The sequence below is a fragment of the Curtobacterium sp. MCPF17_002 genome (genome assembly GCF_003234115.2).
Classification (GTDB): Bacteria; Actinomycetota; Actinomycetes; order Actinomycetales; family Microbacteriaceae; genus Curtobacterium.
This window is the reverse complement of sequence record NZ_CP126251.1, coordinates 3,025,719-3,050,128: the sequence shown is the minus strand read 5'-3', so window position 1 is coordinate 3,050,128 and position 24,410 is coordinate 3,025,719. Positions and strand designations below refer to the sequence as shown.

The window sequence follows — 24,410 nt, the reverse complement described above, 5'->3', positions numbered from 1 at the left end:
CGCCCCGTCCACCGTCCGACGACCTCTGCACCCGGTGGCGTGGACCGTGCGTGATCCTGGCGACATGGATCGATCGACGAGCCACCCGGGTCGCGGCGGCGATGACCGGGGCGGCATCCGGCGGAGCCTGCTGCGCGACGCAGTGTTCGTGCGGCTGCTCGACAACGTGCTGCGCGGTGTGTACCGGCGGGGACAGCGGATCCGCCTCGACACCATCGCCGACGACATGCGCGTGTCCCGCACCCCCGTGCGCGAAGCACTCGCCCCGCTCGAGGCCCTGCGGCTCGTGACCGTGCAGCGGTACGTCGGGGTCGTCATCACGAACTGGACCGTCGAGCACATGACCGAACGGATCCGGATCGCCCGGACGATGCTCACCGAGCCCTCGGCGGGGACCGAGAGCTCGATCGACCGCTTCGACCCGGCATGGCTGCGGGAGTGCGTCACCGAGGGCGGGGCCTTCGTCGAACTCGGGTCCTGGTGGCTCCGCCGGCACGGGGCAGCCGTCAGCGCCGACTGGCTGATGTCGCAGCACGCCCTGCTCGACGCCTTCTTCACCGACGACGTGGCACTCGCGAACGGGATCGACGCCGTCGTCGCGCGGCGCGAGCGCATGCAGATCGTCGATCGGGCGGTGGCCGCAGCCGAGGCCGACGCCCTCGACGAGTGCGCCGTCGCGCTGGTCGAACTCGCTTCGGCGCTCATCGCGATGCCGGATCGGTTCCGCTCGGCCGCCTGAACGCTCACCGGGGATTCCGGGGCTGCTCGCACTGATTCGCCAGGTGACGTCGTGGCAGTGTGGTTCGGTTGCCGTCCCCGCGGCCGGAACCAGCCGGCGCGTGCGGGACCTCGGCGCCCGACAGGGAGGGCGCCGTCCGCGCACCCGGTCGAACGGTTGCGCACCGTGTCCGCACACGACAGGAGTGCCCGTGAACGACGTCCGCGACCGATCCCACCGCCTCAACCGAGCGACCGGGATCGCACGACACGGACGTCTCCGTCACCCGGGCCCAGCAGGTGCTGCCCTCAAGGTGCTCACCGGGGTCGCCGCCGTCGCGCTCGTCAGCACGGCCTCCGTCGCCGCGATCGCCGGGAAGCAGGTCACCGACGACCTCGGCGACGGTGTGCAGATCCAGGGCCAGTCGGCGTCTCAGGCCCAGGGCGCGAGTCGGTCCAGCGGGTCCGGGGCCCTCAGTGCGTACCGCGGCGGATTCAACGTGCTCGTCGTCGGGACGGACAACGACCCGGAACAGGGCACCGCGTACGGCGAACGGGACGCCACGCTCAACGACGTCAACATCCTGCTCCACGTCTCCGCCGACCACACCAACGCGACCGCGGTCAGCATCCCGCGCGACCTCGTCACGCCGATCCCCGCCTGCCCGGAGGTCGACGGTTCCGGCAGCACACCGGCGATGGCAGCGCAGCCCATCAACACCGCCTGGGGCGAGGGCGGGCTCAACTGTGTCGTGCAGACCGTGCAGGGACTCACCGGACTCGACGTGCAGTACTCGGCGGCGGTGTCCTTCAACGGCGTCATCGAGATGTCGAACGCGATCGGCGGCGTGCCCGTCTGCGTCGCCCAGCCGATCCACGACCGGTACACCGGGCTCGACCTGCCGCAGGGGACGTCGACGCTGCAAGGGGACCAGGCGCTCGCGTTCCTGCGCTCCCGGCACGGGGTGGGCGACGGGTCCGACCTCGGGCGCATCTCGAGCCAGCAGGCGTTCCTGTCCTCGCTGCTCCGCACCGTGAAGTCGAACGACACCCTCACCTCACCGACCACCCTCTACAAGCTCGCCCGGGCTGCGGCGTCGAACATGCAGCTGTCGCAGAGCCTCGGGAACATCGGGACGATGGTGCAGATGGGTCGTGCACTGCAGGACCTGCCGCTCGCGCAGGTGAACTTCGTGCAGTACCCGGGAGCGACCGGCGGCACGGGCGTCTACGCGGGCAAGGTGCAGCCGTCGACCGAGCTCGCGGCGCAGCTCTTCGCGAAGGTCAGAGCGGACCAGTCGTTCTCGCTCGGGGCGGACAGCACCGGGATCGGGTCCGAGCGTGCGGCGGGGTCGTCGGGCGCGTCGTCGGGTTCTGGTGCGGCGGGGTCGTCGGGCGCGTCGTCGAGTTCTGCCGCGTCGTCGCCCAGCGCGGCTGGTTCGGCGCCGTCCGCGCCCGCTGCGACGGCGCCCGCAGAGACGGCGCCGGCTGAGACGATCGACGGCTTGCAGGGCCAGTCCGCCGACGAGCAGACCTGCTCGAAGGCGTTCGGCTCCTCCTGACGCGGCTCGAACTCACGGGCACAGCGACAGTTCACGCGTTCCCGGGGCCGTGAGGTGTCGCTCACGCCGAAAACTCGCACCGCACCGCACCGCACCCCACCGCGCCGCACAGCGCCGCGGCGCGGCGTCGGCCACCGAGAGCGGGGGCGCGGTGGTGAACCGCGCCCCCTTGGCCGCTCCCCGGTCGAACGCCTCGCGATCGGGCGCATCGGGCGCATCGGCAGAGAGCGACGTCGGTGCTGTGTCGCGACTACGGGAGGCCAGGCCTCCCGGAACGTGATCGCCGCGTCCCGTTGATGGTATTGACCGGGGTACGCGCGGACAACCCCCGGATGTCCCCACTTCGGGGGACTGACCGCGAGGCGTCGGCGGGGAGCCAGTTCGAGACGGCGCTCGTCCTCCTGTATGGTGGTGTGAGCACTCGCGAGAGTGCATGGAGACGTCGCATAGTCCGGCCGAGTGCACCACCCTGCTAAGGTGGAGTCCCCTTTGAGGGGACCGAGGGTTCAAATCCCTCCGTCTCCGCACACAACAAGCCCCCGAGATCCGCAGCAGCAAGCGGATCCGGGGGCTTCGTCGTTCAGCCAGTGGTGCTGTCTGCCCACGCTCTGCCCACAACCGCAGCTCGGGCGGCCTGATCGAGACCGTTCGCCAGTGCCTCGAGATCGTCGTCGAACAGGTCTGCGTAGACGTCGAGAGTCATCGCCGCTGAGGCATGACCCAGCATCCGCTGCACGGCTTTCACGTTGGCTCCCGAGCTGATCGCGAGCGACGCCGCGGTGTGACGCAGGTCGTGCAGCGTCATCGCCTCGAGTCCTGCGGTGTCGAGCGCGGTCTTGAACCACGAGCGTGATCCGGCGGAGGTGCGGGTGCGTCGAAGGTGCTGCCCGTGGGCGTCCGCGAACACTAGATCGTCGCGGCCCTTGTCAGTGCAAGCGCGTGCCAGGTCCTCGGCGAGGAACGCGGGGAAGGCCACGGCGCGGCGCTTGTGGGTCTTCGGCGTGCCGACCTCGATGACCCCGCCGACCTCCACGGCGTTCACCGTCACGTTGATCCGCCGGCGGAGCATGTCGAGGTCGCGCACGCGCAGTCCGATCGCCTCGCCCCAGCGCAGGCCGGTGTACGCGAGGGTCAGGACGAGCGTGCGCCGGCCGCCAGACGCGTCGGCGAGGTCGTGCACCTGCTGATGGGTGAGGTAGACGTGCGCCTTCGATGTCTTCCGGGGCAGCTTCACCCCGCGAGCCCGGTTGGTCGCGATGCGACGATCGGCAACCGCAACGTCGAGGATCGAAGCCAGGACTCCGTAGGCCCGGAGGACGACCGTCGCGCTCTTCTCGGCGCTCAGGCCGGTGACCCAGTCCTGCACGTCGCTGTGCTGCACGCTCCCGACCCGTACGCGTCCCCAACGTGGTTCGACGTGGACGCGCCAGGCCGTCTCCACCGGGCGGAGCGATGACGGCTTCAGGTGTGTCCGTGTCGTAACCCAGCGCGCGCCGAGCTCGGCAATCGTTACTCGGGCGTCGGCGTCGTCGATGAACTCGCCCCGGGCCTTCGAAACCTCGACGGAGGCGAGGAACAGCTCAGCCTCGCGCTTGGACTTGAAGCCGCGGCGATCCGTCTGGCGCCGCTCGGGAGTGCGATACCGGACGCGGTACCGGCGGCCGGCGGCGGTGTCGTACGGGTCGATACTGCCCATTAGTCCAGCAGCCCTTGCTCTCGAGCGCTGGCGACAAGCCTGGTGGCTGTGGATTGAGAGACGCCGAGGTACTCCGCGAGATCCCGGAGCGGGGCTAGCCCAGTCGCGCGAGCGAGTGAGTACTTCCGAGCAGCGAACAGGCGAAGGTCTTCCCGGGACAGATCCGCGAGAGAAGCAGAGTTGGTGAGATCGATGCCAGCGACGCCGTGCGCGGTTCGCACGTGCACACGGCGAGCTAGCTCGTCAGCGACGAGCGTCATCACCGGTACATCACGCAGGTCGACAGCTGAGACGCCTCCTCGTTCGATTGGACGCTCAATCGAGACCCCGGTGATGACGTAGCGCTGCTCTTCGATCGAGAAGATCGCCTGGGCTGAAACCGCGAACCATCCCGGATCTTCGAGGCTCGGGTGGGCCGCATGAATGGTGAGCCACGGGGTGACGAGCAGGTCGGGTCGGAGGGGCTGCAGCTCGTCTGGCGCATCGTCCGGTTGATTCTTCACTGAGCCAGTGTTGCATTCACTGGCGCACGGGTCTAGTCTCGACGTCAGTGAGCCAGTTATGACAACCCAGGCTCAATCACTGAAAGGAGAACGCAGTGGATGACGAACTGATGCGTCCGGAGGACGTGGTCGCGGCCACGAGAGGCACGGTCTCGCTCGGGTCGCTCGCTCAGCGCCGTTACAAGGGGTTGGCACCCGCCTATCTGAAGCCCACGCCGCGCACAGTGCTCTACCGCCGGAGTGTTGTCGAGGCTTGGCTTGAGGAGAGCGAGCGCACCAGCACAGCGGAGGCGTCGGCGTGACTGGGAAGACGAATGCCCCCGGAGCCGGCCAGGGCTCCGAGGGCGAAACCAGGGGCCGTCTGGGCAACCGGGTCGTCGCGCAGTTTACGCCGACGGACGCGGAGCGGCGGAAGTACGCCGACTACAGCGTGGAGTTCCGGCAGAGCGAACAGCGCATGGACCTCGACGTCAGGGAAGGGCTCGTGCTGCGGTTCCCGACCAAGGTGCGCCGCGTGCCGAGCACGAAGACGTTCATCGTGTACCTCCTCGCTGGCGCGAGCGACGAGGACAGGGCACACACCAACCGGGTCGGCGTACGCATGCCACAGGGCGAGTGGGCGCGCATGCCCGACATGTGGTGCCGTCGTCGGGCAGGGAACGGGCAGGTGTACTTCCAGCAGTACCGCGGGTACGTGACCGACGACGATCCGTTGTTGAGGCTCTCGACAGAGATGCTGCTCGAGAACCCGTTGTTGATCGAGTCCGACACAGACCGGCCGAGGTTGTTGTTGTGACCGCGGTACGGATCTTGAGCGCCGACGAACCCGTGCACGTCGATGCGCGGTGGAGGTCCGACGGCCCCGGATCGATCGTCGCCCTGATCCTGCCGTTCCGCGGTGTGACGCTGACGCCCCGAGAAGCACGGCGCGTAGCTGCTGAGCTCGAGCAGGCTGCCCAGGCGGTTGAGGGGGGCACATGACCGATGCGCGACTTCCGGGGCGGTGGCTGACCGACATGCGCATGTTCCGGCTGTCCGACCAGGCCTGGCGAGTGTGGTCCTACGGACTGATGTTCGGCGCCGAGCAGGGAACAGACGGCCGGATCGACCGAGACGCGTTCCAGTTCCTTCACCGCGGAGGCGTGACGGCCGGCGTCATCGATGAACTGGTGAGCGCCGGACTGGTCGAACTCACCGAAGACGGTGGGCTGCAGGTCATCGACTGGACGGGCTCAGCGGGGCAGAGCCTGGCGGAGCGAGTCCAGCAGCAGCGGCAGGCGAACAAGGAGAGGCAGGCACGGTCTCGTGCCCGCAGAAAGGAAAAGGACATGGGTGACAACCCGCGTGACGTCACGCGTTACGACGGAGGAGAGGACAGGACAGGCGAGGACAGGCCAGGACAGGCTCTTGAAGAGCACACAGGTACGGGTGCGCGTGTGCACACGTGGCCGGTGCGGGAACCGGGGTCGGGGGTGGCGTCGTGATGAACGCGTACGAGCTCGCCGAGCGCACCGAGGCGCTGTTGCTGAAGTTGCTCGAGGTGCCGTGGGAGGGCCGTCGGCCGTCGGTGGTCATCGAGACGGAGTTCGACTCCGCGGAGCAGGCACTGCAGGTGCTGGGACTTGCGGTGGAGTCGATGGTCGGGGTTGTCCGGAAGGACGCGCCCGCGCTGGCTGAGCAGCTGCGGAGACAGATGTGGGACGCCGCGTTCATCCGCGCGACGTCGTCGATCGAAAATGAGGAGGCCCCCGATGGGGAATGAGAACGACCCGAACGAGAACCCGAACGCCGAGGCGGCTCGGTACCGGACGCAGCTGCGCGCGGCCGAGGCGACGATCGCTGAGCGTGACGCGGCGATCGAGACAATGCAGAGTGCGCTCGCGGCCGCGCAGCGAGGCCAGATCGAGGGCGTCGTGGCGCAGCACTCGCAGCTCCGCGGTGAGGAGTACGCGCCTCGGATGAAGCACCCGGGCGACCTGTGGGCGCTCAGCGGACGGACGCCGGACGAGTTCCTGACCGATGACGGTCAGATCGACCGTGAGGCGCTCGCGGAGGCCCTGGACGGGCTCGTGCAGGATCGGCCGTACCTGGTCGAGGCGTACGTGCAGCCGGTGCCGCCGGACCCGATCCGGACGGCTATGGAGCGTCAGCAGCAGACGCCGGGCGCGCAGGCCGGGGTTGACACCGACCAGGCGTGGGCGAAGGCGTTCGAGGAGAGCAAGAAGCAGGAGTAGCCGCGTCGCTGCCCGATGGGACGCCGATCACCGCCTAGACTGGTGGTGTTCGGCGTTCCTGCGTCTGTGGCGCACCACCGGACACGCAGCCCTGAGGGCAACCGGTCGACCCGAGGTCGAGCGTGATCATCCATCACTCTCCCTCAGGAGCCCTCATGCCCACGCTCGAAGAGACGTTCGTCGACACCGACCACGCTCAGCTGCTCGTCATCCCCGTGGCCCGCGCATCCGTCGCGATGCAGGTCACCACCCCGCTCTCCCTCGGCAACCGCTCGGTCACCATCCCGCGGATCACCGACGATCCCGACACCGACTGGGTCGACGAGGACGAAGAGATCCCCGAGTCCGACATGGCTGCCGACGAGGTGGCGATCACGCCGAAGAAGGTCGCCGGCCTCACCCGCGTGTCGAACGAGTCCGTCGACGACACCAACCCGCAGGTCACCGGCCTCATCGGCGCTGGCCTGACCCGCGACATCAGCAGGAAGATCGACGCCGCGTTCTTCGGTGCCGCCCCGGCTGCAGGTGCGAAGCGTCCCGGCGGCCTCGAGGCGCTCGGCGCCGGCACCACGGTGGCCGCTGACCCGACGATGAGCATCGACCCGTACGTCGACGCGATCGCCGCGGCGGACGCTGCAGGTGCCACGCTCCGCGCGTTCGTGACCACGCCTGAGGTCGCGAAGGCCCTCGCGAAGATCAAGCAGGGCACAGGCTCGAACCTGCCTCTGTTCGGCACCGGAGCCACGAACGGCATCCAGCGCAACGTCCTGGGGGTTCCGCTGCTCGTCAGCCCGTACGTCCTCGCCGGCACCGTGTGGGGCCTGCCCGGCGCGAACGTCTACACGGCCGTCCGAAAGAACGTCACCGTCGACTTCGACAAGAGCCGCTGGTTCGAGTTCGACCAGACCGGCATCCGCGCGATCATGCGCGTCGGCTTCGGCGCCGCCACCACCGCCGGCCTCATCAAGATCAAGGCCGGCGCTTAGACCGGCTGAGGCGCTGCGGCCTGAGTGATGCCGACGCAGCGTCTCAGCCTCCCTCAGCGGGCGGCCGGATCTGCCGTCTAGTCCACCGCGTCCCGGTCGCCCGCCTCTCCCACCCGGGGGTACACCACCCCCTCCCAACCCCTCGGCTCCGGCACCGCTCCGCGTCCTGCTGCTCGCATTGCGCGTGGTGAGTCTGGGGGGTTCCGGATTCGGCCCTGTAGGAGGCCTCGTGTACTGGATCGCTGAGGAGCTCGATGCCCGTCAGCATGCGGTTCTGGCCGCCATCGCGTCGATGCCGGCGGCTGCTGTTCTCGACGTCGAAACGGACCGGATTCTGCCACTTTTGGACCGTTCCCGTGTGACTCCTGTCGTGCTCAGGCTCGACGAGATGACGCGGACGGAGCCGGAGGAGCTGACGGCTCGCGGAGTGGGAACGACGACCGAGGACGGCCAGCTCGTCGCGATCGATCTAGGAGTCGACCACGTCGGGTTCGGGATCGACTTCCTCGTTCCGTTCACCGGGGACGGGGTCCTACTCGCGGGCCGGCCGGATCGGCACTTCCTCACCGCGGCGGCTTCGTCGTCGGTGGAGGGCTCCGTTCTCCGGGTGCGGTACGAGGAGCGCGAGCTCGACACCTCGAAGATCGAGACCTGGCTGCTGAAGATGCAGCGGCAGCTCCTCGCGCACCAGGCGTGGGCGAACCAGCAGGCGGCCACCTGGTGGGACGCGCTCGAGCCGACCGCCCGCCGGGCGCTCGACCGCCGCCGTGGCCGCCTCGAGGCTGCTGCGGCCGCTGCAGATGCGCTCTCGGTGCCGCTACCCCAACCGATCGCCGCGACCTCGTCGCGTGCAGTCAAGCCTGCAGCCGTGACGGACCCGCTCGACGCGCTTCGAACGGCCCTCGAGGCGATCGGACAGCCGTGGGACGACGACGACACAGAACAGCAACTCCGTGAGCGCCTCGACGCTCACGGCGAGGCCTGAGGCCTCGACGACTCAAGGAGACCCGACGATGCCGACTCGCATCCAGATCCGCCGCGACACCACCGACCGGTGGTCCACGATCAATCCCGTGCCCGCCATCGGCGAGCCGGTGTACGACATCACCACGCACGTGCTGAAGGTTGGTGACGGGAACACCCGATACCAGGATCTTCCGGGCTACATCATTGCGACGTCGGACGGCTCGCTGCCCACGTCGGTCATGGCGAAGCTCGACGCGAGGTACCCGCTGAAGCCGCCGCGTCATGCCCGCGCCTCCGCGACGATCGACGCTCGCATGGCGGCTGACAGCTCCTACGAGTACGAGGTCATCGTGGTCCGCGCTGACGGACGTCGCGTCAACGATCTCGTGGAGAAGGTCTACCCGGGCGGATGGACGCCTGGTTCGTCCGTTCCGGGCCCGTCCGCGTCTCCCGAGGCGACTGCTGCGCTGACCGGTGCGTTCGTCGTCGTGAACGCTGACGCGTACGAGTCGACGCAGATGACCGGCATGCAGATCAAGGATGGCGTCTACTACTCCGGCTGGGGGAGCGCCGATGCGGCGCCGACCGGGAAGGGCATCGAGGCGCTCGCTTTCATGGACGATGGATCGTGGCGTGTGTACCGGCAGGCCAACGGCGACACTGCCGACAAGATGATCACCGACGGTGTCGACACGACGTACGGGTTTGGTCCGGTCGTGGTCGAGAACGGTGCAGTCCGTGACATCGAGACCGATCCCACGTGGTCGTTCTTCGCCTCCACGATCTCCGCGCGATCGATCCTCGGCCGCAGACCGAACGGCGACCTCGTGTACATCCTTGTGAAGGGGAAGACCGGCATCGCGGGTATCAAGGGCAACACGATCGGGCAGCTCGCGCTCACGAACGGCTGCGATGCCGCGATCCTCCTCGACGGCGGCGGAACGACGCAGGGGTACGTGAACGGGCGCCCGTTCCACCCGTCGTCCGACTTGGGCGGCGTGCGCGGTCTCCGCAGCGGGCTCGCCATCCACGCGCCTCTGACGAAGCCGATCCGGGTCCCGGCAGTGGTGCTCCCGCTGACGTCGCCCGCAGTCGCGATCAACAACCTGCCGGCGATGTCGGTCGAGAAGATCGACGGGGTCTCTCGCCTAGTCGGCGCCGTGGGGATCCCGTCCGCGGTCGCGAACACCTGGTACCCCGTCACGGTCCTCCCGGAGCGGTTCAGACCGAACACCACGGACGCGATCCGTCTGCCGGTGTACGGCAACCAGAACGGGTACGACGCCGTCGTGTCGATCGGAGCGGACGGCGTCGCGCAGATCAAGTTCCCGGTCGTCGCCGCGTCGGGGAACAGCTGGGTTCAGCTCGACTCGGCAGCGTTCCCGGCTGTCTACTGACCGCGGTTCGCCTGGCCCCGGACACCGCCACACGGCAGCGTTCGGGGCTCGTTGCCGTGTGTGTCAGAGGCACCACGTAACGTGCGCCCTCCCGATGGGTGAGCGATCTTCCGACTACGCTTTCGGTCATCGGCTCTGTGCGACTGCGAGAAGGGAGTGGGCTGTTGGCTTTCGACGTCAAGCTCACATCGCTCCTCACGGGCGCCACCCCCAGTCAGCTCGAGCGCTGGCGGCGCATCGGCGTCCTCGTCCCGGAGACCCGGGCCAAGCGGCCGCCGCTGTACTCGTTCCGCGACCTCGTCGCGCTGCGCACGCTGGTCTTCCTCCGAGCTCAGACGAGCGGGCAACGCCTCGCGCGCGCGTTCAGCACGATGGACATGCTCGCGCTCACCGAGCACCCGTCGCGGTACTCACTCGGCACTGACGGCGACACCATCGTGGTGCTAGACCCCGACAGCCATCAGACGGTGGACCTCGTACGCAACCCGGGCAACGCGGTGCACGCTACCTTCGCGGACGTGTTCCGCAGCTTCGAGGACTTCCGCGGTCGGCCGGTGGTGGATTTCCAGCGCCCATCCGAGCACCTCCAGGTGGACCTGCGGACGCTCGGCGGCTGGCCGACGGTCCAGAACACTCGCGTGCCGTATGACCTCGTAGCGCAGCTGGTCGACAACGAGAGCGTCTTCCCTGAGGACGTGACTGAGCTCTACCCGAACGTCAGCGCGGCCGCCGCCCAGGATGCTGTCGAGTTCTCGGCGAAGGTCGCAGCGATCTGACCGTGCGGCCCCACCTGTTCCTGGACGAGAACGTCTCGCATGTCTACGCGAAGTCGCTCCGCCCGCTCATGAAGACCGCGACGTTGAGCTCCGCCGTTGAGGAACACCTCACCGGGGTCCCGGACATCGAGCTCTTTGCTGAGCTGTCCGTCCGGAAGTTCGACGGGATCATCACGCACGACCGCAATCAGCTGCAGATCCCTGAGGAACTCGAGGCGCTGCGGGAGTCGGGGCTGCACTGGATCGGCTTATCGAGGCCCGAGGGGCGTGCGCTCGAGGTGCACGGTCAAGTGTTGTCGACGCTGATGTTCGTCGTTCCTACGCTGGTCGCTTCGTGGCCGGATGTTCCGCATCGGCATCACATCACTCTGGTGTCGACCAGGCACGTTCCGAGGCGGGTCTCCGCGCCCCTCTGACGGTCTAGGAGCGATACTGGCTCTATGGGTCGAGCTCACCGTCGGAAAGGTCCCCTGACGGACGCGAAGCGCGCGCGGGAAGCTGACTACCGAGAGCGGCGCCGGCGCGCTGACCTCGAGCGGGCGCAGTACCGGGAGCTCGCGGAGCAGCTGCGGCCCGTTGAGATGTCTGAGGCGGAGCTGATCGCGGATCTGGTCGTGCGGGCGGCAGCGGACGGCGACGAGAGCGCGCTGCGGATCCTCACGTGGCGGGAGCACCTGAACGCGGTGGGGGTCGTGTTCCCGGAGGACATCGACGAGCCCCTGTGGGCGGCCGTGAAGGCCACACACGACGGTGGGACGCCCCGGGTGCCACGAGGGACGTTCTTGCCCCTCACAGCGTGAGCGCGAGCACCCCGGCGACCGTCGTCAGGATCAGTCCGATGCCGAGCCCGAGGGCGCCACGGTTCGCCTTCCATTTGTTTCCGGGAACGGACTGTGGCGACAGACCCGGGAACGTGACGACCTGTATCGGCCTGGTTGACCACCAGGTTCCCAGGCCGGAGGAGATGAGCGAGGCGAACAGCAGGATGGCGATGGCGATCTTCACGACGTCAGAGTGCCCGTAGCGGCCCGCGGCGCACAACCGGCTTGACGCCCAACCACGTGTCAAGGTCCTCACGTCGGATGCGCCAGGGAGCGTTCTTCTTCGGCTGGAACCCTCGGAGCTCACCGCCGCGGCAAGCATTCCCGATCGTCTCCGGGTGGCGCTTCGTGTACGCCGCCGCCTCACGCACGGTCAGCAGGTCATCCGGGGAGCCGATGCTCTCGGGCGCGATCGTCACGACAACCGGCGCGGCCGGGGCTGGCGGTTGGAGCTCGGCGAGCTGCCGAGTGACTTCATCACGGATGGCGGCCCGGAACGCCGCGGCGAGATCGTCCATGCCCACAGAATGCCCACAATTCGAGCAGATCGAAACCCTCCGGAGCCAGCCTCGGTGACCGAATGCGCCCGTAACTGCGGGGGTGCGGGCGTGAAGGTCGTCTGCTGGTGGGCACCGGGCAGGGTTCAAATCCCTCCGTCTCCGCACACAACACACAACACACAGCACGCAACTCCAGAACGAAACCCCGGTCCGAGTGGACCGGGGTTTCGTCGTTCCGGGCAGCAGGGAGCAGGCGGACGCGCCCGCGATCAGACCGTCGCGACGCTCCCCGTGGCGCTGCCGACCGGACGCCCTGCACGACTCCGCCGCGCAGCGCCCGCCGCGAACGCCGTCAGCGCGACGGCGGCCAGCGTGATCCCGGCACCGGCCCGGATCGGCGACGTGTACCCGAGGCCTGCCGCGATGGTGAGTCCGCCGATCCAGGCCCCGAGCGCGTTGCCGAGGTTGAACGCCGCGATGTTCGCGCCGCTCGCCAGGGTCGGTGCGTGGTCGGCGTACTGCATCACCCGCGTCTGCAGTGCGGGCACGGTCGCGAACCCGAACGCACCCATGAGCACGAGGGCGATGACGGTCAGGACGGGCGAGGTCGCGACGACGGCGAACAGCGCGAGCACCACCGTGAGCACGACGAGCACGACGAGGAGCGTGCCGTCGATCGACCGGGATGCGAGCTTGCCGCCCGCGAAGTTCCCGACGAACAGTCCGACCCCGAAGACGATGAGGAGCCACGGCACCGCACTCGAGGCGAAGCCGGACACCGAGGTCAGCGTGTAGGCGATGTACGTGAAGGCGCCGAACATCCCGCCGTAGCCGAGCACGGTCATGCCGAGGGAGAGCCAGACCTGCCCGGAGCGGAAAGCACCGAGTTCGCGGGCGAGCGAAGGAGCCGCGGTGCCGTCGGTGCCGGCCGCGCGGACGGCGGGTACGAGCACGGCCACGCCGACGAGCGCGACGATGCCGATCGCGGCGATGGCCCAGAAGGTGGCGCGCCAACCGAGTGCCTGCCCGAGGAAGGTGCCGAACGGGACGCCGAGGACGTTGGACGCGGTGAGGCCGGTGAACATCAGGGCGACCGCGGAGGCCCGCTTCTCGCGAGCGACCATGTTCGACGCGACGACGGATCCGATGCCGAAGAACGCTCCGTGGCAGAGCGCGGCGATGACGCGGCCGAGCATCATCACGCCGTACACCGGGGCGAGCGCGGAGAGCGTGTTGCCGATGATGAACAGCACGAGCAGGCCGATGAGGACGGGCTTGCGCGGGAGCCTGGTGGTGGCGGCGGTCAGGCCGAGGGCTCCGACGATCACGGCGAGGGCGTACCCGGTCACGAGCCAGCCGGCCGTGGTCTCGGTCACGCCGTAGTCGGCGGCGACCTCGGGCAGGAGTCCGGTGATGACGAACTCGGTCAGGCCGATGCCGAATCCGCCGAGTGCGAGGGCGATGAGTCCCGCGGGCATGAGTGTCCTTCCGTTGTGCGGTGCAGCTGTCCCGCGTACGCTGGTTGTTGCAGACGCGGGATATCGATAGTTGCACACGCGGGATAACCGCGCAAGCAACAAACACTGCGCCAGCAACAGATCCCGCGCAAGCAACACGTCCCGCCCGAACGCCCCGCTGGAGGTCCCATGTCCGTCGACGACACGTCCGTCGCCGTCCGCGCCCACGGCTGGCGCACCCTCGCCGCCCTGCACGGGCTCATCGAGACGCGGCTCGAACGGGCCCTGCGCGAGGTCGACCTGTCCGTCGTCGAGTTCACGGTCCTCGATGCCCTTCGCCGTCAAGACGGCTTCCACATGCGGATGCAGCAGCTCGCCCGGGCCGCAGCGCTCAGCCCCAGCGCCACCACCCGCCTGGTGAACCGGTTGGAGGAACGCGCGCTCCTCACCCGCGTCCTCTGCGCCGACGACCGCCGCGGGCTCTACACCGAACTCACCCACGCAGGGCAGGCACTGCTCGACGCGGCCACGCCGATCCACGCCGCGGCGGTCGAGGAAGCGCTCGCCGAAGCGCGCGACGTCCCGGAACTCGAGGAACTCGCCGTCGCCGTCGACCGGCTCGAGGGTGCCACCGTCTGACGACGGGATCACGCCCCGGCCGGGAGGCGCGGCTCGCCTCCCACGCGCGCGCTACGGTGAGCGCGTGATGCGGCGGACAGGTCTCGTGGTCGCCGGAGCGCTCGTGCTCGCGGCCGTGCTCGGCGGCTGCGCCACCGACGACGGCACGGGCGGGCCGGCGGTCGAGGCGTACGTCGAGCCCGGCGACGAATCGGCTGCACGGGTGTCCGACGCCGCCGGGCGCTCGGCCACGATCGGCATCGACGGCGTCACGGTCGCCGAGGACGGCGCCGGGCTGAACGACCTCCCGTCGGGCGTGGGCGCGCTCGCACGGACGGCCAGGACGGGCGGTGCGGCCCCGGAGCTGCTCGTCAGCAACTACTCCGAGTCCCTCGGGGACTTCTCGCCCGAGATCGGCACGGCGCTGCTGTCCGACCCGGACCACCGGGATGAGGTGGCCGCCCGGCTGGCCGAGCTCGCGTCCGAGCAGCACATGGCCGGGGTGCAGATCGACCTCGAGTCGCTCCGGAGCCGCGACCGCGCCGGGCTCGTGGCCTTCGCGGCGGCGCTCCGGACGGCGGTGCACGACGCACTCGGCGACGACGCGGAGACCTCGATCGCGGTGATGGCCTCGACGAGCGCGGACGGGTACCGGGACACCGGCTACGACCTCGGCGCACTCGCGGACCACGTCGACCGCTTCGTCCTGATGACCTACGACCAGCACGGCCCGTGGAGCGGCCCCGGAACGGTCGGCGCGCTGCCCTGGGCCGCGCGGGTCGTCCGCGCGGCGGAGGCCGAGGGGCTGCCCGCCGACCGGATCGACCTCGGGATCGCGGGCTACGGCTACGTGTGGGGTGGGAGCGGCGACGCGCAGGTCTCCCCGGCGCAGGCGCGGAAGGCCGCCGGCGACCGCGCACGGTGGTCGGCGCGGAACGGGGAGTGGTCGGCCTCGCTCGACGACGGCCGCGAGCTGCACTGGTCGGACGCCCGCTCCTACCGGGCCCGCGTCGACCTGGCGGAGGACCTCGGGCTGCACGGCGTCGCGCTCTGGTCCCTCGGCACCCTGGCGCTGCCGAGCTGATCCTGGCCGGCCCGCGGTCAGCGGGGCGGGGGAGCGGTGGTCGAGCGGATGACGAGGGACGGCGGCACGAGCGTCCGTGTCGGTGCGGCGTGGTGCGCGGCCCCGATGCGCTCGACGAGCCGGGTCGCAGCCAGACGGCCGACCTCGTCGTTGTGCGGATCCACCGTCGTCAGGCGCAGCAGTGGTGACGACGCGAGCGGGGTCTCGTCGTTGCCGATCACGGAGACGTCCTCGGGGACCCGGAGCCCGGCCTCACGCACCGCGGCGATCGCCCCCATCGCCATCACGTCGTTCGCGGCGAACACCGCGGTCAGGTCCGGGTGGTCCTCGAGTGCGCGCCGGGTGGCCGCGTAGCCGGTCTGCTCCGAGGTCGGCCCCTCGCCGAACACCAGCGGCGGGATGCCGGACTCGACCAGCCGCGCGACGGTGGCCGCGCGCCGGACGGCAGCCGGGCCTCCAGAGCCGGTGACGTGGACGATGCGGCGGTGACCCAGACCGATGAGGTGCTCCGCTGCCAACCGGCCGCCGGCTGCTTCGTCGGAGGCGACGACGTCCAGCCCACCCGGCACGTCGGCGCGTTCCCCGGCGATGACCACGGGGGTGTCTGCGGGGACGACGAGGTCGGGGAAGCCCTCGGCGGCGAGCACCACGCCGTCGACCCGGAGGGAGACGAGGTCGTCGAACGGCGATGACCCGAGGTGGGCGTTCGCGAGCGTGTCCGCCAGGGTGAGGCGGAGGCCGTGCGGGGCGAGGGCCTCCCGGACGCCGTCGAGCATCGGGACGTACCAGGGGTTCCGGAAGTCGTCGACGACGACGCCGATCGTCCGGGTGCGCGTGCCGGCGAGGATCGCGGCGGCGCGGTTCGGTCGGTAGCCGAGTTCCGCGGCGGCGGCGAGGACGGCAGTGCGGCGGGTCTCGGAGACACCGGGGTCGTCGCGCATCACCATCGACACCAGGGACTTCGAGACGCCCGCGCGGGCCGCGACGTCGATGATCGTCGGCGGGCGAGGGGACACGCGGATCCTTCCGGGTGGAGCGCTTGACAGGACATGGGCTGATGCGGCTACAGTCTACCGACATCTTCTGGAACGTTCCAGAAGCAGCACCGACTTCTCGGGGAGAGAACATGAGCGACAGCATCGGCGTCGCCGTCATCGGGGCGGGCATGGCGGGCAAGGCCCACATGGCCGCGTGGCGGAACGCACCGTCCCTGTTCGGGTCGACCCTGCCGCCGGTGCGGCTCGTGTCGATCGGCGACGTGTACGAGCCGCTGGCCGCCGAGGCCGCGCAGCGCTTCGGGTACGCCCGGCACGACACCGACTGGCGGGCCATCGCGGCGGCGGACGACATCGACGTCGTGAGCGTCGTCGTCGCGAACACGCTGCACCGCGAGATCGTCGAGGGCCTGCTCGCCGCCGGCAAGCACGTGCTGTGCGAGAAGCCGCTGTCCGACTCGCTCGAGGACGCCCGGGCCATGGCCGCCGCTGCGGCACTCGCCGCCGACCGCGGGCAGACGGCACGCGTGGGCTTCACCTACCGTCGCGCACCCGGCCTCGCCGCGATCAAGCAGCTCGTCGAGGACGGCACCCTCGGCCGGGTCCTGCACGTCTCCGGACGGTACTGGACCGACTACGGCTCGTCGCCCGACGTCCCGTTCTCGTGGCGCTTCGCCGGCGCTCCCGGCACCGGCGCGCTCGCCGACGTCGGCTCGCACCTGGCGTACGTCGCGGAGTTCCTCGCGGGCGAGGTGCAGAGCGTCAACGGTGGCATGTTCACGACCGCCGTCACGAAGCGCCCGATCGCCGCGGGGTTCGCGCTCCGCGGCCAGGCCGTCCCGCTGACGGGCGAGTTCGCCGACGTCGAGAACGACGACTACGCGACGTTCAACGCCCGCTTCGGCGACGGCTCGGTGGTCGGGTCGCTCGAGGTCTCCCGGGTCGCGACGGCGCACCCGAACGGGCTCGTCATCGAGGTGTTCTGCGAGAACGGCGCCGCCCGCTGGGACCAGGAGCGCGCGTCCGAGATCGGCCTCGCACTGCAGTCCGACGGCGCACGGCTCGGGGGCTACCGCCAGGTCGTGCTCGGCCCGGACCACCCGTACGTCGCCGGCGGCATGGCGATGGACGCGCCCGGTGTCGGCTGGGGGCAGAACCAGATGTTCGAGTACCAGGCACGCGCATTCCTCGACGAGGTGACCGGCGCGGCCGATGCCCTGCCGGCGAACGCCACCTTCGACGACGGTGTGCACAACATGGAGGTCCTCGACGCGGTGGCACGGTCCGCCGCGGCCGGGGGATCGACGGAGACGATCACGGAAGCGGTCAACGCATGAAGCTCGGTCTGTACAACGCGATCTTCCACGATCGCCCCCTCGCCTCCGCCCTCGCGGCGATCGCGGACAACGGCCTCACCGGCATCGAGCTGAACACCGGCGGGTTCCTGCCACCGGTGCACGTGCCCTCGATCGACGAGATCCTGGTCGACGACGCAGCACGCGACGCCTTCCTCGCCCAGTTCGACGGCATCGGTGTCTCCATCGCGGGGCTGAACTGCAACGGCAACCCCCTGCACCCGGATCGGGCGATCGGGGACGCCCACGCCGAGGACCTCCGCCGCAGCATCCGGCTCGCCGCCCGCCTCGGTCAGGACCGTGTCGTCACGATGTCCGGGCTGCCCGCCGGCGAGCCGGGTGGCACGAGGCCGAACTGGATCGTCAACGCGTGGAACTCCGCCGCGCTCGACGTCATCGAGTACCAGTGGAGCGTCGCCGTGCCGTTCTGGCAGGAGATCGACGCGCTTGCCCGGGAGCACGGGGTCAAGGTCGCGCTGGAACTGCACCCGCAGAACGTCGTGTTCAACCCGGCGACGATCCGCGAGCTCGTCTCGCGCGGGGGACTGACGAACGTCGGGGTCGAACTCGACGCGTCGCACCTGTTCTGGCAGCAGATGCACCCGGTCGACGTCGTCCGTGACCTCGGCCCGCTGGTGTTCCACGCCGCCGCGAAGGACGTCCGGATCAACCCGCACGCGGCGATCAACGGCGTGCTCGACAACTCGTTCCGCCGGCTGTCCCCGGACGAGGAGCGCACGAACCTCGGCGGCGACGAGTGGGCGAACGAGTGGCCGAAGCCGTCGGCGTGGGACTTCGTCGCGCTCGGGAAGGGCCACGACGAGGCCTACTGGTCGCAGTTCCTCGAGGCCCTGCACGAGGTCGACCCGGACATGTGGGTGAACATCGAGCACGAGGACACCGAGCTCGGGCGCGAGGAGGGCGTCGCGGTCGCCGCCACGGTGCTCCGCGCGGCGGACGCGCGTCGTACCGGGTGAGGCCGAATCGCGCGTAGGGGGCCGGATCGCGCATAGGAGGTCGGTTTTCCCGGCCTCCTATGCGCGAAACCACCTCCTACGAGCGGAAGCGCCTCTTGTACGGCTGTGTCCTGGTGTGCAGTCGGCGGCGCACACTCCGGGGGCTGTCACCGGGCCGCTGTAGCATGCACGACACCTGTCCCGAGACGAGGAGGCCTGCGTGCCGGAACCGACCGACCCCGCCTTCCCCATCGACCGCATCCGCGACGTCGGCGACGACATCATCGGCGCCGTCGCCACGGTGATCGACGGCAAGCGCGAGGCCATCCGCACCGCGTTGACCGTCATGCTGGCCGAGGGGCACCTGCTCGTCGAGGACGTCCCCGGCGTCGGCAAGACCGTGCTCGCGAAGGCGCTCGGCGCGTCCGTCGGCGGATCGGTGAACCGCATCCAGTTCACCTCGGACATGCTGCCGTCCGACGTCACCGGCGTGAACATCTTCGACCAGTCCTCCGGCACGTTCCGGTTCTCGCCCGGACCGGTGTTCGCGAACGTCGTCATCGGCGACGAGATCAACCGCACCAGCCCGAAGACCCAGTCCGCACTGCTCGAGGCGATGGCCGAGGCGCAGGTCACCGTCGACGGCGTCACGCGCAAGCTGGACAGCCCGTTCATGATCGTCGCGACGCAGAACCCGATCGACATGGAGGGCACCTACCCGCTGCCCGAGGCGCAGCGCGACCGCTTCATGGCGCGTCTCACGATGGGGTACCCCAGCGCCGACTCCGAGCGCCAGATGCTCACGAACCGCGGTGGCGGCGACCCGCTCGCCCACGTCCGGCCGATCGTCGACGTGAACACGCTCCGCGACCTCATCCACTCGGTCCGCACCGTGCACGTCGCACCCGACGTCGAGGCGTACATCGTCGCGATCGTCCGGGCCACGCGCACCCACCCGGACATCGTGCTCGGCGCGAGCCCACGGGCCACCCTGCACCTCGCCCAGGCTGCACGCGCCCACGCGGCACTGCTCGGCCGTCCGTTCGTCACCCCGGACGACGTCGCCGCCCTCGCGCCGGTGATCCTCGCCCACCGTCTCGTCCCGGTCGCACGCGGCCTCGGCGGCACCGGTGACGACACCGCCCGCGAGATCGTGATCCGCATCGTGTCCGACACCGCCGTGCCCTTCACGGCGGCCCCCGTCCGTTCCTGATGTCCGGGTCCCCGGCACCGTCGTCGTTCGCACTGCGGGCCGGTGCCGTGCGCTCGTTCCTCGTCCGGTACGGCCGCCGCGGGCTGTCGCTGCTGCGCCGGACACCGTTCCCCCGCCCGACCTCGCGCGGCTGGGCCGTCATCGCCGTCGGCATCGGGCTGATCGGCGGGGGACTGGTCGGGACGACGAGCGTCGCGGTGTCCGCGGGGCTGCTCCTGCTCGTGCTCGTGGTGCTCGGCATCGTGATGGCGTTCGTCGTCGCCGCGCCACTGCGCGGCAGCCGGAGCACCGTGCGGGCCATCGTGCAGGTCGGTGAGGTCTACCGGGAGCGCATCACGCTCGGTGGGACGAACCTGCCGGTCGGACCGCGGTCGACCCTGCTCGTGCGGGAGCAGCTCGACGACGGACTCGTGAGCATGTCCACCGCCGAGACCTACGCGACCGTGGGACCGCGCGTGCCACCGGCGGTCCTCGACGTCGAGGCCCTCGCGATGCACCGCGGCCGCAGTCTCGTCGGTCCGGTGACGATCCGCGTCGAGGACCCGTTCGGGCTCCTCCGCATCGACCGCCCCGTCGTCGCCGCCGAAGAGGTCGTGGTCGTGCCGGCCACGACACCGCTCGCCGCGCTCGACACCGGCGCGCTCGCGGGAGCCGTCTCGGCCGACGAGGGCCGGGTCGGTCAGGGCGGCTCGGCGGACGACAGCGAGCTCCGTCCCTACCGTCCGGGTGACCCGATCCGACGCGTGCACTGGGGGCAGAGCGCCCGCCGCGGCGAACTGCACGTCCGGCAGACCTCGCAGGCACAGCCGCCCGAGGCCGTGATCGCGCTCGACGTCCGACGAGAGTCGTACCAGCGGCTCGGCCGGGACGACCTCGCCGAGTTGTCCGACCTCGGCGGAGACGCGGCCTTCGAACACGCGGTCGTCGTGGCCGCCAGTGTCGCCCGCGCCCTCGCCGCGCGGACCTCGCGCGTGCTGCTCGTCAGCGACGGCCCGTCCGGCAGCACCCGGCACGCCGGGGACGCCGGCGGGCTGACGGACGTGCTCGTCGGACTCGCCGACGTCCGGATCCGCTCCGACGCGCGTGAGGTCACCGATGTCCTGCCCGACGTCCGCGGCCGTGACGTGCACGGCATGACCGCCGTCGTCACGGGGCACTGCACCGCCGAGCAGGCCGCCGAACTCGTCTCCTCGACCACCGGGTCGAGCCGGGGCATCCTCGCCACCATCGTCCCGCCGGACCCGGTCGTCCGCGGCATCCTCGACCGCGGCGGCTGGCGGACCCTCGTCGTCCCGGTCGCCGGGGCGCACACCGCCGGGAGCATCCGGTGAGCGGCGTCTCCACCCGCCCCGTCGCGCCGGGGAGCGCCCCTCGTGGCGGTGCCCCGAGACGTGCCGACGGCCGTCCGGTGACCGACCGCCCGGACCGCCCGGACTCCCCGAACCCCTGGGTCGTCGCGCTCGCACCCGTCCCCGTGCTCATCGCCGCCCTCGCCATGCGTCCGCTCGTGCAGGGCGCTGCCTGGTGGGTGTCCGGCGTCGTCCTCGCCGCCGTCCTGGTGGTCACGATGCTGGCCGTCCGCCGCCGTGCACCCGGCGTCCGGTTCGTCGCACTCGTCGCGGCGCTCGTCGTCTGCTCGTGCGCCGCTGCGGTGGTGAACGACGTCCAACCCTTCGGCTGGCTCGACAAGGACGGTGCGCTCGGGGAGACGCTCGCCGCGATCCGCCTGAACCCGGCGCCGCTGCCGCAGACCGACTCGATCCGGCTCATCGTCACGGTGGCGATCGGGTGGGTGGCCGGGGTGTCGCTGTTCCTCGCCGCCGTCGCCCCGACCGCGGCACTCGCGGCGGCGCCGGCCCTCGTGATCCTCATCGTCCCGGGCATCGTCACCGGAGCGCCGGCCGCGCCCGGGCTGGTGATCGCCACCGGCCTGGCGTTCCTCGCGCTGCTCTGGCTGTCGGTCCGGCCGGTCCAGCGAGCGTTCCCGGCCGCCGTGGTCGGCGTGGTCGGACTCGTCGTCGCGGTGGGGTTGCCGGCGATCGTGCCGCTCAACGCCAGCTGGTTGTCCGGGGTGACCGGGGCGATCCAGTCACCCGTGCAACCCGGCCGGCCGGGGACGCTGCTCAACCTCGGGCAGGACCTCCGGCAGCCGAACGAGCTCGAGGTGTTCCAGTACCGCTCGGCGGACGGACAGCCGGAGTACCTCAAGCTCGCCGACCTCGACGAGTTCGGCACGGGCGACTGGGTCCCGACGACGACCGACGTCAGCACCTCCGAGACCGCTGACACACAGCAGTGGGCGGTCGGCGTGAACCCGCGCCTCTCCGCGCGCGGCGACGTCACGATCCGGGTCACGGGGCTGTCGAGCAACTACCTGCCGGTCCCCGCCGGGGCGGTCTCGATCGAGTCCCGCTCGACGAACCTCGACCTCGCGCAGTGGCGCTGGATGGGGACCTCGAGCACGGTCCGGTCGACCGGGCCGGCGACGCCGCGCGGCGCGACGTACGAGGTGTACGGCGCGTCGACCTGGTCCGGCGAGTACCTCGACGCCATCGCCGCGTCAGGTCTGCTCGGCCGCGCCGACGGCCGCGGGTTCGCGCGACCCTCGGCCGCGCAGCTCCGTACCGACCTGGCGCTGCCGGAGAAGCTCCCGACGAGCATCTCCCGCACCGCCCAGCGCGTCGCGGGCTCCGCCGGCACCGACTACGAAGAGGCACGTGCCCTCGAGCAGTGGTTCCGGAGCGACCTGTTCACCTACTCGGAGACCGCTCCCGTCGAGCAGGGGTACGACGGCGACAGCATGGACGTCGTCGCGAAGTTCCTGCAGACGCGCGAGGGGTACTGCGTGCACTTCTCGTCCGCGATGGCGGTGATGGCCCGCACGCTCGGCATCCCGTCCCGCATCGCGGTCGGTTACCGGGCCGGTTCGACGCAGGCCGACGGCGAGTACACGGTCTCGAACCGGCAGCTGCACTCGTGGCCCGAGCTCTACATCAAGGGCGCGGGCTGGGTCGCCTTCGAGCCGACGCCCGACTCCGACGACGCGGCGACGTCCTCGTCCGAGGCGACGTCGACCCCGTCGGCCGCTGCTCCCGAGACGCCGCTGCCGGCGCCGGGACAGTCGTCCCCCGCCGAGTCCTCGGCCACGCCGACGCCGACCGCGTCCGCCGGGCCCGGGGCAGCCGGGTCGACGAACGGCAGCGGCAACGGCCCGCTCGGTCTCGCCGTCGGGCTGCTGCTCGCGGTCGCGCTCCTGGTCTCGCCCGCCGTCGTGCGGGTGTTCCGGAGACGGTCCCGGCTCGGCGCGGTGCGCTCGGTTCGGTCGCCGGCGGTGAACGCCTGGCGCGAGGTCCTCGACGACGTCGCCGACCACGGGTACGCGCCCGGTCTCGCACCACCGGGTGACGCGGCCGCCGCGGCACGGACGGCGCGAGCGGTGCTCGGACGGCTCCGGCCGTCGGTGCCGTCCGGCGTGCTGCCGCACCTCGAGGCGGTGGTCGACGCGGTCGACCGTGAACGGTTCGCCGCGGGCGGGGCGGCGTCGGTGGACGTCGACGCGCTGCTCGCTGCGATCCGGGAGGCGCGGGTCGCCCTGGACGCATCGGTGTCCGGTTCGCGGGTGGTCCGGTCGCGTCTGCTGCCGCCGAGCCTGCTGCCGTCGTCGGCGTGGTCGCACGAGGGACGTCGGGCGCGCCGCAGGCCGGCGTAGGAGCGCGCTTCCTCGCACGGTGCGAGGCAGGCACGGCGTGCACGCTCGCACGGTGCGAGGCACGTCGCTCGCCTGCTCGTTCCGTGCGAGGTTCCGGTCGCGGTGCGAGGTGCCCGGGGCCGCACGGGGTCGGTAACCTCGCACCGGTCGACCAGCCTCGCACCGTGCGCGGCGGCACCGAGCGCGCCCGCGCGCGGCGCGCACCGCGCGCCCGGGCTCAGCGCCGGCGGATGACCGCCTCGACGAGCCGCGCCACGATCTCGCCGGGGTTCACCTCGGGCAGCGCGGCCGAGTCGAACACGATGCCGACGTTGGCGCCGATGAGCACCGTGGCGAAGTCCTCCAGCGGCATGCCGGGGTCGACCTCCGGATGGGCGCCGAACCACAGGCGGACGAGCTCGAGCACCCCGTCCTGCAGTTCTCGGCGCTGCCGTACGAACTCGGGCAGGAACTCGGGGTGCCGACTGGCGTACCCGCGGAACTCCGACAGCAGGGCGAACTGTGCGCTCTGGTCGTGGCGGCCGAACGCGGCGCGGACGACGTCGGCGATGTCCACGGCGGCGATGTCGACGCTGACGAGTTCCCGGAGCTCCCCGAGGACCAGGTTCGTCGCGCGCTGCATGACCTGCCCGACGAGGTCTTCCTTCGACGAGAAGTTCGAGTACACCGCACCCTTGCTGAACCCGGCGCGGGCGGCGACCTCGTCGAGGCGGGCTTCGTGCACGCCCTGCTCGGCGAAGACCTCGGCTCCGGCGTTCAGCAGTCGTTCACGGACCTCGGCGCGGGGGGTCCGGGGTGTGGGGGCGTCGGAGGCGTCGTCGCTCATCGTTCCTGGTCTGACGGGCCGTCGCGGTCCGTCGGGGTC

27 protein-coding genes and 1 tRNA gene are annotated in these 24,410 nt (G+C 70.7%); 21 read left to right on the top strand and 7 right to left on the bottom strand.

The annotated features are described in order from the left end of the window. Positions 1-64: 64 nt before the first annotated feature. The 3 genes from DEJ28_RS14245 to DEJ28_RS14235 all read left to right on the top strand — a co-directional run bounded on the left by DEJ28_RS14245 (position 65) and on the right by DEJ28_RS14235 (position 2,804). Complete coding sequence (locus DEJ28_RS14245; RefSeq protein ID WP_111116913.1) at positions 65-739, top strand: GntR family transcriptional regulator; 675 nt, start codon at positions 65-67, stop codon at positions 737-739. 190 nt (positions 740-929) lie between these two features. After that, on the top strand, positions 930-2,279 hold the full coding sequence (locus DEJ28_RS14240; protein ID WP_111116912.1) for an LCP family protein: 1,350 nt from the start codon (positions 930-932) through the stop codon (positions 2,277-2,279). Between the two features lie 435 nt (positions 2,280-2,714). Next, positions 2,715-2,804, top strand: a tRNA-Ser gene (locus tag DEJ28_RS14235). Positions 2,805-2,859: 55 nt separating this feature from the next. On the opposite strand, the gene DEJ28_RS14230 is transcribed toward DEJ28_RS14235, so the two are convergent. Then, positions 2,860-3,975: a site-specific integrase gene (locus DEJ28_RS14230; RefSeq protein ID WP_111116911.1), complete on the bottom strand. Its 1,116-nt coding sequence runs from the start codon at positions 3,973-3,975 to the stop codon at positions 2,860-2,862. Continuing rightward, positions 3,975-4,478, bottom strand: coding sequence for a helix-turn-helix domain-containing protein (locus DEJ28_RS14225; RefSeq protein WP_111116910.1), 504 nt, complete (start codon positions 4,476-4,478; stop codon positions 3,975-3,977). The genes DEJ28_RS14230 and DEJ28_RS14225 overlap by 1 nt, the downstream gene beginning before the upstream one ends. A gap of 95 nt (positions 4,479-4,573) precedes the next feature. Here DEJ28_RS14225 and DEJ28_RS14220 point away from each other — a divergent pair, with 95 nt between their 5' ends. From DEJ28_RS14220 to DEJ28_RS14170, 11 genes are all read left to right on the top strand, one after another. Then, positions 4,574-4,780: a helix-turn-helix transcriptional regulator gene (locus DEJ28_RS14220; RefSeq protein ID WP_258368215.1), complete on the top strand. Its 207-nt coding sequence runs from the start codon at positions 4,574-4,576 to the stop codon at positions 4,778-4,780. Further along, positions 4,777-5,274, top strand: coding sequence for a hypothetical protein (locus tag DEJ28_RS14215; protein WP_111116909.1), 498 nt, complete (start codon positions 4,777-4,779; stop codon positions 5,272-5,274). The genes DEJ28_RS14220 and DEJ28_RS14215 overlap by 4 nt, the downstream gene beginning before the upstream one ends. Positions 5,275-5,455: 181 nt before the next feature. Further along, on the top strand, positions 5,456-5,962 hold the full coding sequence (locus DEJ28_RS14210; RefSeq protein ID WP_146248909.1) for a hypothetical protein: 507 nt from the start codon (positions 5,456-5,458) through the stop codon (positions 5,960-5,962). After that, positions 5,962-6,240, top strand: coding sequence for a hypothetical protein (locus DEJ28_RS14205; protein WP_146248908.1), 279 nt, complete (start codon positions 5,962-5,964; stop codon positions 6,238-6,240). Before DEJ28_RS14210 ends, DEJ28_RS14205 begins: the two co-directional genes overlap by 1 nt. After that, a complete protein-coding gene (locus tag DEJ28_RS14200) occupies positions 6,230-6,712 on the top strand; it encodes a hypothetical protein (protein WP_111116905.1) in 483 nt (160 codons plus the stop codon). Before DEJ28_RS14205 ends, DEJ28_RS14200 begins: the two co-directional genes overlap by 11 nt. A 155-nt stretch (positions 6,713-6,867) precedes the next feature. Further along, a complete protein-coding gene (locus DEJ28_RS14195) occupies positions 6,868-7,698 on the top strand; it encodes a phage major capsid protein (RefSeq protein ID WP_111116904.1) in 831 nt (276 codons plus the stop codon). A 229-nt stretch (positions 7,699-7,927) separates the two neighbouring features. Continuing rightward, complete coding sequence (locus tag DEJ28_RS14190; protein WP_111116903.1) at positions 7,928-8,683, top strand: hypothetical protein; 756 nt, start codon at positions 7,928-7,930, stop codon at positions 8,681-8,683. A gap of 28 nt (positions 8,684-8,711) precedes the next feature. Next, positions 8,712-10,061, top strand: coding sequence for a phosphodiester glycosidase family protein (locus tag DEJ28_RS14185; RefSeq protein ID WP_111116902.1), 1,350 nt, complete (start codon positions 8,712-8,714; stop codon positions 10,059-10,061). 98 nt (positions 10,062-10,159) lie between these two features. Beyond that, on the top strand, positions 10,160-10,837 hold the full coding sequence (locus DEJ28_RS14180) for a DUF433 domain-containing protein (RefSeq protein ID WP_220034661.1): 678 nt from the start codon (positions 10,160-10,162) through the stop codon (positions 10,835-10,837). Positions 10,838-10,839: 2 nt separating this feature from the next. Then, entirely contained in the window at positions 10,840-11,253 is a 414-nt protein-coding gene (locus tag DEJ28_RS14175; protein ID WP_111116901.1) for a PIN-like domain-containing protein, read from the top strand. 24 nt (positions 11,254-11,277) lie between these two features. Then, the gene (locus DEJ28_RS14170; RefSeq protein ID WP_111116900.1) at positions 11,278-11,637 is read left to right on the top strand and encodes a hypothetical protein; all 360 of its coding nucleotides are present in this window, start codon (positions 11,278-11,280) and stop codon (positions 11,635-11,637) included. On the opposite strand, the gene DEJ28_RS14165 is transcribed toward DEJ28_RS14170, so the two are convergent. The 3 genes from DEJ28_RS14165 to DEJ28_RS14155 form a co-directional block, all read right to left on the bottom strand. Further along, complete coding sequence (locus DEJ28_RS14165; protein WP_111116899.1) at positions 11,627-11,842, bottom strand: hypothetical protein; 216 nt, start codon at positions 11,840-11,842, stop codon at positions 11,627-11,629. The genes DEJ28_RS14170 and DEJ28_RS14165 overlap by 11 nt on opposite strands. 4 nt (positions 11,843-11,846) lie before the next feature. Then, the gene (locus DEJ28_RS14160; protein ID WP_111116898.1) at positions 11,847-12,176 is read right to left on the bottom strand and encodes a helix-turn-helix domain-containing protein; all 330 of its coding nucleotides are present in this window, start codon (positions 12,174-12,176) and stop codon (positions 11,847-11,849) included. Positions 12,177-12,427: 251 nt separating this feature from the next. Beyond that, a complete protein-coding gene (locus tag DEJ28_RS14155) occupies positions 12,428-13,636 on the bottom strand; it encodes an MFS transporter (protein ID WP_111116897.1) in 1,209 nt (402 codons plus the stop codon). Between the two features lie 168 nt (positions 13,637-13,804). On the opposite strand from DEJ28_RS14155, the gene DEJ28_RS14150 reads away from it, so the two are divergent. Both DEJ28_RS14150 and DEJ28_RS14145 read left to right on the top strand, forming a co-directional pair. Continuing rightward, the gene (locus DEJ28_RS14150; protein ID WP_111116896.1) at positions 13,805-14,254 is read left to right on the top strand and encodes a MarR family winged helix-turn-helix transcriptional regulator; all 450 of its coding nucleotides are present in this window, start codon (positions 13,805-13,807) and stop codon (positions 14,252-14,254) included. 67 nt (positions 14,255-14,321) lie between these two features. Further along, the gene (locus DEJ28_RS14145; protein WP_258368218.1) at positions 14,322-15,317 is read left to right on the top strand and encodes a glycosyl hydrolase family 18 protein; all 996 of its coding nucleotides are present in this window, start codon (positions 14,322-14,324) and stop codon (positions 15,315-15,317) included. 17 nt (positions 15,318-15,334) lie between these two features. Here DEJ28_RS14145 and DEJ28_RS14140 read toward each other — a convergent pair whose 3' ends face one another. After that, a complete protein-coding gene (locus DEJ28_RS14140) occupies positions 15,335-16,333 on the bottom strand; it encodes a LacI family DNA-binding transcriptional regulator (RefSeq protein WP_111116894.1) in 999 nt (332 codons plus the stop codon). Positions 16,334-16,443: 110 nt separating this feature from the next. On the opposite strand from DEJ28_RS14140, the gene DEJ28_RS14135 reads away from it, so the two are divergent. From DEJ28_RS14135 to DEJ28_RS14115, 5 genes are all read left to right on the top strand, one after another. Continuing rightward, positions 16,444-17,649 (top strand): Gfo/Idh/MocA family protein, encoded by a 1,206-nt coding sequence (locus DEJ28_RS14135; protein WP_111116893.1) that lies wholly within the window; start codon positions 16,444-16,446, stop codon positions 17,647-17,649. Next, positions 17,646-18,644, top strand: coding sequence for a sugar phosphate isomerase/epimerase family protein (locus DEJ28_RS14130; RefSeq protein ID WP_111116892.1), 999 nt, complete (start codon positions 17,646-17,648; stop codon positions 18,642-18,644). Before DEJ28_RS14135 ends, DEJ28_RS14130 begins: the two co-directional genes overlap by 4 nt. A gap of 199 nt (positions 18,645-18,843) precedes the next feature. Beyond that, complete coding sequence (locus DEJ28_RS14125) at positions 18,844-19,836, top strand: AAA family ATPase (RefSeq protein ID WP_502866930.1); 993 nt, start codon at positions 18,844-18,846, stop codon at positions 19,834-19,836. Next, the gene (locus DEJ28_RS14120; RefSeq protein ID WP_111116891.1) at positions 19,836-21,167 is read left to right on the top strand and encodes a DUF58 domain-containing protein; all 1,332 of its coding nucleotides are present in this window, start codon (positions 19,836-19,838) and stop codon (positions 21,165-21,167) included. The genes DEJ28_RS14125 and DEJ28_RS14120 overlap by 1 nt, the downstream gene beginning before the upstream one ends. 77 nt (positions 21,168-21,244) lie before the next feature. Next, on the top strand, positions 21,245-23,545 hold the full coding sequence (locus DEJ28_RS14115; protein ID WP_111116890.1) for a transglutaminase TgpA family protein: 2,301 nt from the start codon (positions 21,245-21,247) through the stop codon (positions 23,543-23,545). 217 nt (positions 23,546-23,762) lie between these two features. Here the strand turns inward: DEJ28_RS14115 and DEJ28_RS14110 are convergent, their stop codons facing one another. Then, a complete protein-coding gene (locus tag DEJ28_RS14110; RefSeq protein WP_181433818.1) occupies positions 23,763-24,371 on the bottom strand; it encodes a TetR/AcrR family transcriptional regulator in 609 nt (202 codons plus the stop codon). Positions 24,372-24,410 lie beyond the last annotated feature (39 nt).

Coding starts and splice junctions, on each gene's coding strand:
- DEJ28_RS14245 (WP_111116913.1), top strand. CDS start 65: ATGGATCGATCGACGAGCCACCCGGGTCGCGGCGGCGATGACCGGGGC.
- DEJ28_RS14230 (WP_111116911.1), bottom strand. CDS start 3,975: ATGGGCAGTATCGACCCGTACGACACCGCCGCCGGCCGCCGGTACCGC.
- DEJ28_RS14210 (WP_146248909.1), top strand. CDS start 5,456: ATGACCGATGCGCGACTTCCGGGGCGGTGGCTGACCGACATGCGCATG.
- DEJ28_RS14205 (WP_146248908.1), top strand. CDS start 5,962: ATGAACGCGTACGAGCTCGCCGAGCGCACCGAGGCGCTGTTGCTGAAG.
- DEJ28_RS14200 (WP_111116905.1), top strand. CDS start 6,230: ATGGGGAATGAGAACGACCCGAACGAGAACCCGAACGCCGAGGCGGCT.
- DEJ28_RS14195 (WP_111116904.1), top strand. CDS start 6,868: ATGCCCACGCTCGAAGAGACGTTCGTCGACACCGACCACGCTCAGCTG.
- DEJ28_RS14185 (WP_111116902.1), top strand. CDS start 8,712: ATGCCGACTCGCATCCAGATCCGCCGCGACACCACCGACCGGTGGTCC.
- DEJ28_RS14170 (WP_111116900.1), top strand. CDS start 11,278: ATGGGTCGAGCTCACCGTCGGAAAGGTCCCCTGACGGACGCGAAGCGC.
- DEJ28_RS14160 (WP_111116898.1), bottom strand. CDS start 12,176: ATGGACGATCTCGCCGCGGCGTTCCGGGCCGCCATCCGTGATGAAGTC.
- DEJ28_RS14155 (WP_111116897.1), bottom strand. CDS start 13,636: ATGCCCGCGGGACTCATCGCCCTCGCACTCGGCGGATTCGGCATCGGC.
- DEJ28_RS14150 (WP_111116896.1), top strand. CDS start 13,805: ATGTCCGTCGACGACACGTCCGTCGCCGTCCGCGCCCACGGCTGGCGC.
- DEJ28_RS14145 (WP_258368218.1), top strand. CDS start 14,322: ATGCGGCGGACAGGTCTCGTGGTCGCCGGAGCGCTCGTGCTCGCGGCC.
- DEJ28_RS14135 (WP_111116893.1), top strand. CDS start 16,444: ATGAGCGACAGCATCGGCGTCGCCGTCATCGGGGCGGGCATGGCGGGC.
- DEJ28_RS14130 (WP_111116892.1), top strand. CDS start 17,646: ATGAAGCTCGGTCTGTACAACGCGATCTTCCACGATCGCCCCCTCGCC.
- DEJ28_RS14120 (WP_111116891.1), top strand. CDS start 19,836: ATGTCCGGGTCCCCGGCACCGTCGTCGTTCGCACTGCGGGCCGGTGCC.
- DEJ28_RS14110 (WP_181433818.1), bottom strand. CDS start 24,371: ATGAGCGACGACGCCTCCGACGCCCCCACACCCCGGACCCCCCGCGCC.